The organism is Aggregatibacter segnis ATCC 33393 (assembly GCF_000185305.1).
Taxonomy (GTDB): domain Bacteria; phylum Pseudomonadota; class Gammaproteobacteria; order Enterobacterales; family Pasteurellaceae; genus Aggregatibacter; species Aggregatibacter segnis.
Window position 1 is genome coordinate 1,401,030 of the sequence record NZ_GL622200.1, and the last position, 13,477, is coordinate 1,414,506.

A 13,477-nucleotide genomic window follows, 5' to 3' on the forward strand; every position below is an offset into this window, starting at 1 on the left:
TTTATATTCAAGAGAGTAAAGTGCGGTTATTATTTACGGCATTTTTAACGTTGGCGTTCCGTATCGTCATCGAAACAACCTTAACCTAAGCTTGAGAATCACATGAGTAAAAAAAGAAAAGCCACTTTAACCCTTGCTGCCATGATTATTACACTTGGTGGGGGCGCGCAGTTTTATACCAATCAGCAAGTGGATCAGGTTTTACAAAAATTCCCTTATTCTTTAGATAATCAACTCAGCCTCAATGTGACGGAAAGTGCCAAGAACTTTTTCAGTCGTGAGCTTACCTTTAGTTTAGAAAATAATGATGGTCAAAAAACCAATATTATTTCTACCAAACTGACGGCATTGCCTTTTTTCATTACGGCAGAATCGAAACTTTCCGAACAATTGGTGCGTCAATTAAACAAAGATCTCAATATCACCATTGATAAAAACACCATTAACAGCAAATTTTCACCGGTTGGCGATTATCTGCAATCAAACATACTTACCGACTTCCGTGATTTTACGAACAAAACGCAAGCGCTTTCAGTCAGTCTAGACTTTAATGCAGGCACAAAAAACGTAGCGCTTAATGCCAACTTAAGCGGCTTTAACTATGATAAAAACAGCAAATTAGAACAAATTGGTGCCCAGATTAAATTTGTGCCTGTTGGTGAAAACCAATACGACATTTCAACCCTTGAACTCAATGCTAAAAACGCCGAATGGGATTTGTTAAATGGCGAAAACACCAAAATCCAACTGAAAAATACCCGTTATCAATTCGGTGTCACAAAATCGGCTGATACAGACTTGCGCGATCTTTCCACCCAATTGAGTAGCGACACCTTACGCATTGCCAACAAAGAACGTACGACAGAAGAAAGCCAAACCGTGATTAACGGCATAACGCTGAATCTACAACAGCACGGTGTAACAAGTGCGGTGGATTTTGCCAATGAATTTAAGAAACAGCTAAACGGTGAGCAAAACATTAAACATGTAGCCAATTTTTTATCCGCCGTCCTCACGCAAAATCACACATTTAACGGAACCCTTTCCGTCAAATCCGTGGATGCGCCTAAAAATCAAAAGCCTTACTTTAATTTAAATGAGGCAAAACTCAATTTAACGATGGCAAATGCAGATCTCACTAAAGCCAATCTGGCTTTGCAATTAAATGTTGCCGACATCAAACAGACGCCGGAAGATCAAAACAAACAATGGGAAGCCAAAGGAGCTCAAATCGTCTATCAACTTGATGGCTATAACTTGGAAAACAAATTGGCATTTATTCCGCTCTATTTAGATGCCCTCTCCATCAAAAATGCCCCCAAAGAAGATAACAAGACCTTATTAAAGCTGAAGAAACAATGGGCAAACACAATGGCTGGAAGCAGCAATGCAGAAATCTCATTACAAGCATTTAATTACCAAAATGTCTCCTTGGAAACATTAGCGTTAAAACATCAAGGCTCAGAGGAAAACAACCAATATCGTGGAAATTCCACGCTTTCACTAAAAAAACTGGCGTTGTCTGAAGCACAAGCGCAAATGGAAGATCTTGCGTTCAATCTACCGCTCACCGTGAATAATGTTGCTCAATTTGCAGAAAATCAGTTTTGCTTTGGGTTGACTGCATCATTGTGTTCAGCTTATTTCACACCGGAAACCACACAAAAACTCCTTGGAAATCAATGGAAAGCCCTAGACTTAGCCAGTGATAACACAACCCTCACCTTCAATTTAAATACCTATCCAACCACAAAAGCCTATCCGGTGAGTATTCATCTTAAAGGCGCTTTAAAAACAACTAAAGATAAACAGTCCATCGCAGACATGTTCATCGAAAATATGCAAAGCACAACCAATATTGTTCTAAACAAAGGCCTCGCGGAGACTTCTGATGAAGAAAGTTTAAAAATCAAAAGAGCCTCACCATTTTGGCAAGCCTTATTGGCTGAGCTTAAACCGGAAGAACGACTATTTCCGATATTTATCGAAGAAGGCGATAACTATGTTCTGACATTAGAAAGGGACAATAACCGTTTTCTAATTAACGGAAAAACCGTAGAAGAACTTCTGAAGCAACACGAACTAATGATGGATTCTTCTCAGTCAGAAAGTAACGACTAAATACCCTCACAAGAAAGTGGGCTATATGCCCACTTTTTTCATTCGGTTTCGACTAAAAAACATTTTATTTTTCCACCGCACTTATCCTTTACAAAAAGCAAAATCGGCCTAAAATACCCGTCTTTACGATTTGCCTTGTGCAAATTCCTGACTTGACATCAGACCATAAGAGACAACTATGACAACCTCATTTAAACCCGAATTACTCTCCCCTGCCGGCTCCTTAAAAAATATGCGTTATGCCTTTGCTTATGGCGCAGACGCCGTGTATGCCGGTCAACCGCGTTACAGCTTGCGCGTACGCAATAATGAATTTAATCACGCTAATTTAAAAATCGGCATCGATGAAGCCCATGCGCTCGGCAAAAAGTTCTATGTCGTGGTGAACATTGCGCCGCACAATTCCAAGCTCAAAACTTTTATTAAAGATTTACAACCGGTGATCGACATGGGCCCGGATGCACTGATCATGTCCGATCCCGGTTTGATTATGCTGGTACGTGAACACTTCCCTGACATTGATATTCACCTTTCCGTGCAAGCCAATGCAGTGAACTGGGCAACTGTGAAATTCTGGAAACAAATGGGGTTGACCCGCGTGATTTTGTCGCGTGAGCTTTCTCTTGATGAAATCGCCGAAATCCGCCAACAAGTGCCGGATATTGAACTGGAAATTTTCGTACACGGCGCACTTTGCATGGCGTATTCCGGCCGCTGCCTCCTTTCCGGCTATATCAACAAACGAGATCCAAACCAAGGCACCTGCACGAATGCCTGTCGTTGGGAATACAAAATGGAAGAAGGAAAAGTAGATGACGTGGGCAATATCGTGCCGAAATTCGACCCGAGCCAACAGATTGAGGTGAAAAATGTCGCCCCAACCTTGGGTGAAGGCGCCGTGACCGATAAAGTTTTCCTTTACACCGAAGCGCAAAATCCTGATGAGCAAATGACCGCTTTTGAAGACGAACACGGCACTTACTTCATGAACTCGAAAGATTTACGCGCTGTACAACATGTGGAAAAACTCACCGCACTTGGGGTACATTCCTTAAAGATCGAAGGTCGTACCAAATCCTTCTATTACTGCGCCCGCACTGCTCAGGTATATCGCAAAGCCATTGACGATGCGGCCGCCGGTAAACCGTTTGATGAAAGCTTAATGGACACCTTAGAGTCCCTTGCCCACCGTGGTTATACCGAAGGTTTCCTACGTCGCCACACCCATGATGAATACCAAAATTATGACTACGGCTACTCCATTTCCGATCGCCAACAATTTGTCGGCGAATTCACCGGCAAACGTAATGAACTTGGCATGGCGGAAGTGGCTGTGAAGAATAAATTCTTACTTGGCGATGAAGTGGAAATGATGACACCGCAAGGCAATATCGTGTTTAAAATCAACAAAATGCTCAACCGTAAAAATGCCGAGGTCGATGCAGCCTTGGGCGACGGGCATTTTGTCTTTTTAGATGTGCCACAAGACATTCATTTGGACTATGCGTTGCTCATGCGAAATTTGGTTGATACCAACACTCGCAACCCGCATGAAAAGAAAAGTTAATTTATTGTTAAATAAATGTTGCATTATTAATTTGGAAGCATATAATGCAACTCGTACCCTAAAAAAATATGACTCCAAATACTTTTAGCCCTTACCCCCTTGAAAGGGCTTTTTTTTGCTTTGAAAAAGGCAAAACATAGATTAAAGGATGAATTAGCTCTTACAAAGAGCTTTCTCCTATATATTCACCAAAAGAAATTAGCGTGATTTCTTTTATTTCCTTGAGATTCTCCCCAATTCGCACTAGACTACCGCCCTCTTTTTCAAACCAGATTTTCCATTATGCGTGTTGCCGATTTTTATTTTGATTTACCTGATGAGTTGATTGCCCGTTATCCTAAAACAGAACGAACTGCCAGCCGTTTATTACAGTTGAATGGCGAAAACGGGGACATTTTCCACCGCACTTTTGCCGATGTGTTGGAGTTGATTCATCCGGGCGATTTGATGATCTTCAATAATACCCGTGTTATTCCTGCGCGGATGTTCGGGCGCAAAATCAGTGGCGGAAAAATTGAAGTCTTGGTGGAACGCGTATTAAGCGAATCTCGTTTTCTTGCCCATGTTCGCGCCTCTAAAGCGCCGAAAGAAGGGGCTGAATTGATTTTAGGGGAAGATAAATTAGGCGAAGGCAACGGTGTAAAAGCCCTGATGGTTGGTCGCCAAGGCAGTTTATTTGAAATTGAAATCGCCGAAAAACAGACCGCACTTTTTGACGTTTTACAACAAATCGGGCATATGCCTTTACCGCCTTATATTGATCGTCCTGACGAAGAAGCGGATCAAGAGCGTTATCAGACCGTCTATAACAAAGTGCCGGGGGCGGTTGCCGCACCGACAGCCGGTTTGCATTTTGATGATGAACTTCTAGCCAAACTCAAAGAGAAAGGCGTCAATTTCGCCTTTGTAACCTTGCATGTGGGCGCGGGAACCTTCCAACCAGTGCGAGTTGAAAACATTGAAGATCATGTCATGCACGCAGAATACGTGGAAGTGTCTCAAGAGGTTTGCGATGCCATTTTCGCCACCAAGAAAGCCGGCAAACGCGTGATTGCCGTGGGCACAACTTCCGTGCGTTCCATTGAAAGTGCAGCATTAGCGGCGGAAGAAAAACAACGTGATGTGTTAATTGAACCGTATTTTTCCGATACGTCTATTTTCATTTATCCGGGCAAAAAATTCCGCGTGGTGGATTGTTTAATTACTAACTTCCATTTGCCGGAAAGCACGTTGATTATGCTGGTTTCTGCGTTTGCCGGATTTAGCCATACGATGAATGCGTATAAAAGTGCGGTGGAAAATCGCTATCGTTTTTTCAGTTATGGCGATGCCATGTTTATCAGCAAAAATCCCCATGTGAAGGGAATGGAATAGAAATTGACTTATTTAGGTTCTCCACCTAAAATCCTACAACTTAAGCCTGTTACTCAGGCTTTTTTATTGACTAAAACCTTCGAACTGTTTATTCGTTGAGGAAATAAAATGAAGTATGAATTAGATAAAACCAGTGGCAACGCCCGTCGTGGTCGCTTGGTATTTGAACGACCACAAGGTACATTTACGGTTGAAACCCCAGCGTTTATGCCTGTCGGTACTTACGGCACAGTAAAAGGCATGACACCGGAAGAAGTACGCGCCACCGGCGCAGAAATTCTCCTTGGAAACACGTTCCATTTATGGCTTCGCCCGGGGCAAGAAATCATGCGTAAACACGGCGATTTGCACGATTTTATGCAATGGCATCGTCCTATCCTCACGGACTCCGGCGGTTTCCAAGTTTTCAGTCTAGGCAAGTTGCGCAAAATCACTGAAGAAGGCGTGAAATTCCAAAACCCAATCAACGGTGAACGCATTTTCTTATCACCGGAAAAATCCATGGAAATCCAATATGATTTGGGCTCTGACATTGTGATGATTTTCGATGAATGTACGCCTTACCCGGCAACGTTTGACTACGCTAAAAAATCCATGGAAATGTCTTTACGTTGGGCACAACGCAGCCGCAACCGTTTTGATGAATTAGGTAACAAAAACGCACTATTTGGTATTATCCAAGGTGGTACATTTGAAGAATTACGCAAAGTGTCCCTGGAAGGTTTGGTGAACATCGGTTTCGACGGTTATGCCGTGGGCGGTTTAGCCGTAGGCGAGCCGAAAGAAGATATGCACCGCATTTTGGAATACATTTGCCCGCAAATCCCTGCCGACAAACCACGCTATTTAATGGGCGTGGGCAAACCTGAAGACTTAGTGGAAGGCGTACGCCGCGGCATCGATATGTTCGACTGTGTCATGCCAACCCGTAATGCACGTAACGGTCATTTATTCGTCACTGATGGCATTGTGAAAATCCGCAACGCCAAATACAAAGACGATACCAGCCCGTTAGATCCGCACTGTGATTGCTATACCTGTAAGCATTACACCAAGGCTTATTTGTATCATTTGGATAAATGCGGTGAAATCCTCGGGGCGCGCTTAAACACCATCCACAACTTGCGTTATTACCAACGTTTAATGGCGGAAATCCGCCAAGCCATTGAAGAAGATCGCTTCGATGATTTTGTGGTGGACTTTTATGCGAGAATCGGCAAGCCTGTTCCGCCGTTACAACTTGCAGAAACAGAAAAATAATCAGCTAAAAATCATCCGTAAAAAGTGCGGTGAAAAATTTACGTGTTTTTTCCACCGCACTTTTACCTCTCACAGGAGTTTCTATGCAAATCCTTGAACCTCAAAAATTCGCCAGTTGGAATGAACCCATTGAAATGTTGTATGCCTGTCATAGCAAAGTGAAACGTTTTTGTCGTCAGCTAACTATTTTGCCCGATTATTTGGCAAAAAACGGTTGTAATCAGGCGGTGAAAAATGACGTTCAGCAAATTCTCAATTATTTCAATCAGTCAGCCCCGTTGCACCATGATGATGAGGAAAAAGATTTTTTCCCATTGTTGGTAAAATATGTGCCGGAAGCGCAAAAAGACATTGATGAATTAGAAAGACAGCACGTGACCTTACATGATAACTGGGCGAAATTATCTGAACAGTTGCAAGCCTTGTTGAATGGCGAACGGGAGAATGTCGATATGGCGTTGATCAACAATGTGGTCTCAGGTTACGACAAACATATCGCCTTGGAAGAGCCATTATTTGAGCTGGGTAAACAACATTTGTCAGAATCGGAATTACGCGAAATCGGTGACATAATGAGCGCTCGTCGTCGCGTACAAGCCTAAGCTATCGTTGATTTAAATTATGGAATATCAACTTGATACTCGTGAGTATCGTTGTCCTCTGCCGTTATTGATGACGAAAAATGCCGTCAACACATTAGCCCCAAATGATGTATTGACGGTGTGGCTTGCTGCGGAAAGTGACATCGAAGATTTTCGTTTATTTTGCGAAGCTCAGCAGTTATCTTTTACCGTAATAAGTCAATCTCAACGTACCATTAAAATCACCAAAATAAACAAGTAACCTCCCTATTTTCAGCCTTCAAAAGTGCGGTCGTTTTTGCCGTCATTTTTACAATATCATTTTCACATTTCAGCGAATTTATGGTATTTTAACAGCCGATTTTTATCAGTTTACGGACGCTCCATAGCGTCTTCTCTTTTCATTAACTAAAAGGAAATTTGAATGGAAGCTCAACAAGGCAGCCCAATGTCAATGTTATTTATTTTTATCATCTTCGGATTGATTTTCTATTTCATGATTTATCGTCCGCAAGCGAAAAGAAATAAAGAACACAAAAAATTAATGTCCGAATTAACCAAAGGCACCGAAGTATTAACCGCCGGCGGTATCATTGGTAAAATCACCAAAGTAGTTGAAAACAGCGACAGCATCGTTATCGCGTTAAACGACAGCACTGAAGTGACCATCAACCGCAACTACATCGCAGCGGTATTACCGAAAGGCACAATTAAAACCCTTTAATCTTACATTCCTCAAGGGAACAGGAAATCTATGTTAAATCGTTACCCTTTATGGAAGAATCTAATGGTGATCTTTTTGGTCGCCATTGGTATTTTATACGCTCTTCCAAATCTTTACGGTGAAGATCCTGCCGTACAAATCTCAGGAACTCGTGGCCAGGAAGCTAATTCCAGCGTGCTAAGCGAAGTTCAAACTGTCCTAAAAGAAAATAATCTGGCAACTAAATCCATCGTGTTAGAAAACGGCTCTATTCTTGTACGTTTTAACAATACCGATAACCAATTACTCGCCAAAGATAAGATCACTGAAAAATTAGGCAATAACTACTCTATCGCCCTAAACCTTGCACCGGCAACACCAAAATGGCTAAGCAGTATTGGCGGCAATCCGATGAAATGGGGTTTAGATTTGCGTGGTGGTGTACGCTTCCTGATGGAAGTGGATATGAACTCTGCGCTCACCAAACGTCAAGAGCAATTACAAGATTCCTTACGTACCGAATTGCGCAAAGAAAAATATCAATACAGCGCTATTAAGTCAGCGGAGAATTTTTCCACAATCGTAAGTTTGGTTAATCCGGAACAGTTATCTGATGTACAGCGTTATTTGCGCAAACAGCATCCGACCTTAGACATTCGTGCGATTTCTGATAATACCCTGTCTTTGGCGTTATCTGATGCGGCATTAAACGAAGCTCGCGAAAGTGCGATTGAACAAAACTTAAGTATTTTGCGTAAACGTGTCACCGAACTTGGTGTCGCAGAAGCCGTAATTCAACGCCAAGGTGCAGAACGTATCGTGGTTGAATTGCCGGGGGTGCAAGACACGGCTCGCGCGAAAGAAATTCTGGGTGCTACGGCGACCCTTGAATTCCGCTTAGTCAATGGTAATGCAAACTTAGAGGCAGCCGCTCGCGGCATGGTGACTTCTGATTCTGAAGTGAAATATGACAGAAACAATCGCCCTATCGTGCTATATAAACGTGCCGTATTAGGTGGTGAACACATTACGAACGCCAGTTCCGGTGTGGATCAAAATACCTCTAGACCGCAAGTGAGCGTCACCTTGGATAGCGAAGGCGGCGAAATCATGTCGCAAACTACCCGCGCCAACATCCAAAAACCAATGGCGACGTTGTATGTGGAATATAAAGACAGTGGCAAAAAAGACGAAAATGGCAAAACCATTTTACAAAAACACGAAGAAGTGATTAACGTTGCCACCATTCAAGGTCGTTTCGGTAGTCAATTCCAAATTACCGGTATAGACTCTCCGGCAGAAGCACAAAACCTTGCGGTGTTACTTCGTTCCGGTGCGTTAATTGCGCCGATTCAAATCGTGGAAGAACGCACCATTGGCCCATCTCTTGGTGCGCAAAACGTCGAACAAGGTTTGCAAGCAAGTTTTTGGGGCTTAATGATCGTCGTCGCCTTTATGGTCATTTACTATCGTAAATTCGGTCTTATTGCCAATGTCGCTTTGATCGCCAACATCGTTTTATTAGTCGGTTTAATGTCCTTATTACCGGGCGCCACACTCACTATGCCGGGGATTGCCGGTATCGTATTGGCGGTTGGGATGTCCGTGGACGCAAACGTATTGATCTTTGAGCGGATAAAAGAAGAAATTCGCAACGGTCGCCCTGTTCAGCAAGCTATTAGCGAAGGTTATAGCGGTGCATTCAGTTCTATCTTTGATGCGAACTTAACCACCATTTTGACTGCGGTAGCACTCTACGCTGTAGGGACGGGGCCGATCAAAGGCTTCGCAATCACCTTATCTTTAGGGATTGCTATCTCCATGTTTACCGCAATCACCGGAACACGCGCAATCGTGAATTTCTTATACGGCGGCAAACGAATTGATAAATTATCAATTTAACGGTGAGGAAATATATTGTGAATTTAGAAAATAGAAGTCAGCCAATTAAAGAAATTCAAGGCATTAAACTCCCTTTCCGTTTAGTGGAATTCATGAAATTTCGTCTATGGGGCTACCTTGCTTCCGTTGTGATTATCGCGGTTTCCTTATTCTTTGTATTTACCAAAGGTTTCAACTGGGGCTTAGATTTCACCGGTGGCGTGGTGGTTGATACCCACTTCTCTCAACCGGCAGATTTGGAAAAAATCCGTTCTACGTTAGTACAAAACGGCATTGAGAGTCCACTCGTGCAAACCACCGGCGGTGTGCGCGATGTGATGATTCGCCTACCGGCAACCGATGATGCGCAAATCGGCGATCACGTCAAAAAAATGCTGAACACATTGGATAGTGATATTCAAATTCGTTCCATTGAGTTTGTCGGACCTAACGTAGGTGAGGAATTAACCCAAGGGGCAATTTACGCCACCTTAGCCACCCTCATTATGCTCTTGCTTTATGTGGGCATGCGTTTTGAATGGCGTTTAGCAACCGGTGGTGTGCTTTCTTTAGCGCACGACGTGATTGTCACCCTCGGTGCCTTCTCTTACTTACAAATCGAAATGGATTTAACCTTTATTGCGGCGATCCTTTCCGTGGTAGGTTACTCGTTAAACGACAGTATCGTGGTATTCGACCGTGTGCGTGAAAACTTCCGTAAAATCAGACGGATTTCAGCCATCGACATCATCGATATTTCCTTAACCCAAACCCTATCCCGTACCATTATGACATCGCTCACCACGTTAATTGTCGTTATCGCCCTCTTCATCTTCGGCGGTCCGACAATTCACAGCTTCTCGCTAGCCTTGCTCATCGGGATCGGATTTGGTACCTATTCTTCCATCTTCATTGCGATTGCTATCGCCTATGACTTAGGTTTAACCCGTGAACACATGGTTCAACCTAAAGTGAATAAAGATGATATTGAAGAGTTACCATAAAAATCAATAAAACAAAAAAGGTCGTTTTTTAACGACCTTTTTTATTTTCCACACTTATCGCATTTCTATAATACATCAGAAAAAACCTTTTATTTTTCGACCGCTCTTTAAGCAATAAAAAAGCGGCGAAAGTCGCCGCTTAAAGATAAAAGCCTTAAATATTAGGCGTAAACCGGAAGACGTTTACAGATTGCCAATACTTTTTCTTTTGTCGCCGCAATCACTTGTTCTTCATTGTCTTTACCGAGTGCGTCTAACACATCACACATCCAGCCGGCAAGTTCACGACAGTCTTGCTCGTTAAAACCACGACGGGTGACGGAAGGTGTACCCACACGAATACCGGAAGTCACAAATGGTTTTTGTGGATCATTCGGTACCGAGTTTTTATTCACGGTAATGTTTGCTTTACCAAGTGCTGCATCCGCTGCTTTACCGGTTAAACCTTGTTGAACTAAATCCACCAAGAACAAGTGGTTTTCGGTACTGTTTGAAACCACTTTGTAACCTCGTTGTTTAAATACCTCCACCATGGCTTTCGCATTTTTCAAGACATTTTGTTGGTAGATTTTGTATTCCGGCTCTAATGCTTCTTTGAAGCACACTGCTTTTGCCGCAATAATGTGAACTAATGGACCACCTTGACCTGCCGGGAAAACAGCAGATTGAAGTTTTTTATACATCTCTTCATCGCCGCTGGCAGATAAAATTAAACCACCACGTGGACCACCTAAGGTTTTATGGGTTGTTGTTGTAACAACATGGGCATACGGAAGTGGATTCGGATATACGCCCGCCGCAATTAAACCGGCAACGTGAGCCATATCGACAAATAAATAAGCACCTACTTCATCTGCGATTTCACGCATTTTTTTCCAATCAACCACTTGAGAATAAGCAGAGAAACCGCCCACAATCATTTTTGGTTTCACTTCATGCGCTTGTTTACGCAAAGCATCGTAGTCAATCAAACCTTCATCGGTAATGCCATATTGCTCTGCATGATAAATTTTACCGGAGAAGCTCACAGAAGCACCGTGAGTTAAGTGGCCACCGTGTGCCAAGCTCATACCTAAAATGGTATCGCCCGGATTTAATAATGCCATATAAACGGCCGCATTCGCTTGTGAACCGGAGTGCGGTTGCACGTTCACATAATCTGCGCCAAATAATTCTTTCGCACGATCAATCGCCAACTGTTCCACAATGTCAGCGTACTCACAACCACCATAATAGCGTTTACCCGGATAGCCTTCCGCATATTTATTGGTGAATTGAGAACCTTGCGCTTGCATTACGCGCGGGCTGGCATAGTTTTCAGAAGCGATTAATTCAATATGTTCTTCTTGACGACGATTCTCATCTTGAATGGCTTGCCATAAAACCGGATCGTAATCAGCGATGTTCATGCTCTTTTTAAACATTGTGTTTTCCTCGTTATGTAATTTTGAGTGGTATAGTTTAACTGTTTATGGATTGAAATTTAATTAAAAGTTAAGTCCTAAATTTTCATCAAATCAATGAAAACTATTCATAAAAGTGCGGTCAAAAAATCCATTGGATTTTTAACGCCGCCTTTGCCGACAATCCCGTTTAGCGTTCGCAAGTACGCAGATGAACTTGCGAACAATTTTTCCGCTATTTTTTCTGCTCACGAGCCACGGCGCGGTAGCCGATATCACGGCGATAAAAACGACCATTCCATTGAATTTGTTCAGCCAGTTTTAGTGCTTTCTGTTGAGCCTCAAATACGCTTTCACCCAATGCCGTTGCACAAAGTACGCGACCGCCATTGGTAACTAACTTGCCCGCTTTCGCTTCTACGCCTGCCAAAAAAACTTTCTCATTTTTGACCGCATTTTGTGGCAAGCCGCTGATTTCAGCGCCTTTGCGATAATCCCCCGGATAACCTTCTGCTGCTAAGACAATACCTAAAGAAGCCTTCGGGTTCCATTGGGATTTCACTTCGTCCAAGTTGCCATCACAGGCTTTAAGACAAAGTTCCACCAAATCCGATTCCAAACGCAACATAATCGGTTGGGTTTCCGGATCACCGAAGCGGCAGTTAAATTCGATCACTTTTGGCTGGCCATTTGGCATGATCATCAAACCGGCATACAAGAAACCGGTGTAAACATTGCCCTCTGCCGCCATGCCGTTGACTGTCGGATAGATCACTTCACGCATCACGCGATCATGAATTTCCGGTGTCACTACTGGCGCAGGAGAATAAGCCCCCATGCCGCCGGTGTTCAAGCCCGTGTCTTTTTCACCCACACGTTTATGGTCTTGGCTGGTCGCCATAGGTTCGACGTTTTTGCCATCCACCATGACGATAAAGCTCGCCTCTTCGCCATCTAAAAATTCTTCAATGACCACTCGACTGCCTGCTTCACCAAAGGCATTGCCGGACAACATATCGCGCACCGCGTCTTCCGCTTCTTGCAACGTCATCGCCACAATCACGCCTTTGCCTGCCGCCAAGCCATCCGCTTTAACGACAATTGGTGCACCTTTTTCACGCAAATAAGACAATGCCGGTTCGACCTCAGTGAAGTTTTGATATTCTGCCGTTGGGATTTTATGACGGGCTAAGAAATCTTTAGTAAAAGCTTTTGAACCTTCCAATTGCGCTGCCGCTTGCGTTGGACCAAAAATTTTCAATCCCGCTGCACGAAACGCATCCACCACGCCAATCACAAGCGGTGCTTCAGGCCCCACGATCGTTAAACCAATGTGGTTATCTTGGGCAAATTTAACCAACGCAGGAACATCCGTTGCACTGATATTCACGTTCTCGACCTTTTGTTCTAACGCTGTTCCCGCATTGCCCGGTGCAACGAAAATTTTATCTGCTAATGGAGATTGCGCCGCTTTCCAAGCAAGGGCGTGTTCACGACCGCCATTTCCGATGATGAGGATATTCATGTTGTAGTCCTTGTGTCTTTTTGAATTTAATCCCCTCTTTAGCAAAGAGGGGTAGGGG

11 protein-coding genes are annotated in these 13,477 nt (G+C 43.4%); 9 read left to right on the forward strand and 2 right to left on the reverse strand.

Annotation, left to right across the window (positions count from 1 at the left end; all coding sequences use genetic code 11):
• Nucleotides 1-102 precede the first annotated feature (102 nt).
• The 9 genes from HMPREF9064_RS02955 to secF all read left to right on the forward strand — a co-directional run bounded on the left by HMPREF9064_RS02955 (nt 103) and on the right by secF (nt 10,491).
• Nucleotides 103-2,121 carry a hypothetical protein gene (locus HMPREF9064_RS02955; protein WP_006718955.1) on the forward strand — a complete coding sequence of 673 codons (2,019 nt, stop codon included), beginning with the start codon at nt 103-105 and terminating at the stop codon, nt 2,119-2,121.
• A 178-nt stretch (nt 2,122-2,299) separates the two neighbouring features.
• Complete coding sequence (gene trhP / locus HMPREF9064_RS02950; protein WP_006718956.1) at nt 2,300-3,688, forward strand: prephenate-dependent tRNA uridine(34) hydroxylase TrhP; 1,389 nt, start codon at nt 2,300-2,302, stop codon at nt 3,686-3,688.
• 282 nt (nt 3,689-3,970) lie between these two features.
• Entirely contained in the window at nt 3,971-5,062 is a 1,092-nt protein-coding gene (gene queA, locus HMPREF9064_RS02945; protein ID WP_006718957.1) for a tRNA preQ1(34) S-adenosylmethionine ribosyltransferase-isomerase QueA, read from the forward strand.
• Nucleotides 5,063-5,170: 108 nt separating this feature from the next.
• A complete protein-coding gene (gene tgt, locus HMPREF9064_RS02940) occupies nt 5,171-6,322 on the forward strand; it encodes a tRNA guanosine(34) transglycosylase Tgt (protein ID WP_006718958.1) in 1,152 nt (383 codons plus the stop codon).
• 83 nt (nt 6,323-6,405) lie between these two features.
• Complete coding sequence (locus tag HMPREF9064_RS02935) at nt 6,406-6,924, forward strand: hemerythrin domain-containing protein (protein WP_006718959.1); 519 nt, start codon at nt 6,406-6,408, stop codon at nt 6,922-6,924.
• A gap of 19 nt (nt 6,925-6,943) precedes the next feature.
• Entirely contained in the window at nt 6,944-7,165 is a 222-nt protein-coding gene (locus tag HMPREF9064_RS02930; RefSeq protein WP_006718960.1) for a sulfurtransferase TusA family protein, read from the forward strand.
• A gap of 162 nt (nt 7,166-7,327) precedes the next feature.
• A complete protein-coding gene (yajC, locus tag HMPREF9064_RS02925; RefSeq protein ID WP_006718961.1) occupies nt 7,328-7,627 on the forward strand; it encodes a preprotein translocase subunit YajC in 300 nt (99 codons plus the stop codon).
• 30 nt (nt 7,628-7,657) lie between these two features.
• A complete protein-coding gene (secD, locus tag HMPREF9064_RS02920) occupies nt 7,658-9,508 on the forward strand; it encodes a protein translocase subunit SecD (RefSeq protein ID WP_006718962.1) in 1,851 nt (616 codons plus the stop codon).
• A gap of 17 nt (nt 9,509-9,525) precedes the next feature.
• A complete protein-coding gene (secF, locus tag HMPREF9064_RS02915; protein ID WP_032997941.1) occupies nt 9,526-10,491 on the forward strand; it encodes a protein translocase subunit SecF in 966 nt (321 codons plus the stop codon).
• A gap of 161 nt (nt 10,492-10,652) precedes the next feature.
• Here secF and glyA read toward each other — a convergent pair whose 3' ends face one another.
• Together glyA and purD are read right to left on the reverse strand one after the other, a co-directional pair.
• Nucleotides 10,653-11,915, reverse strand: a complete 1,263-nt coding sequence (glyA, locus tag HMPREF9064_RS02910) for a serine hydroxymethyltransferase (protein ID WP_006718964.1) — start codon at nt 11,913-11,915, stop codon at nt 10,653-10,655.
• 214 nt (nt 11,916-12,129) lie between these two features.
• A complete protein-coding gene (gene purD / locus HMPREF9064_RS02905) occupies nt 12,130-13,419 on the reverse strand; it encodes a phosphoribosylamine--glycine ligase (RefSeq protein WP_006718967.1) in 1,290 nt (429 codons plus the stop codon).
• Nucleotides 13,420-13,477 lie beyond the last annotated feature (58 nt).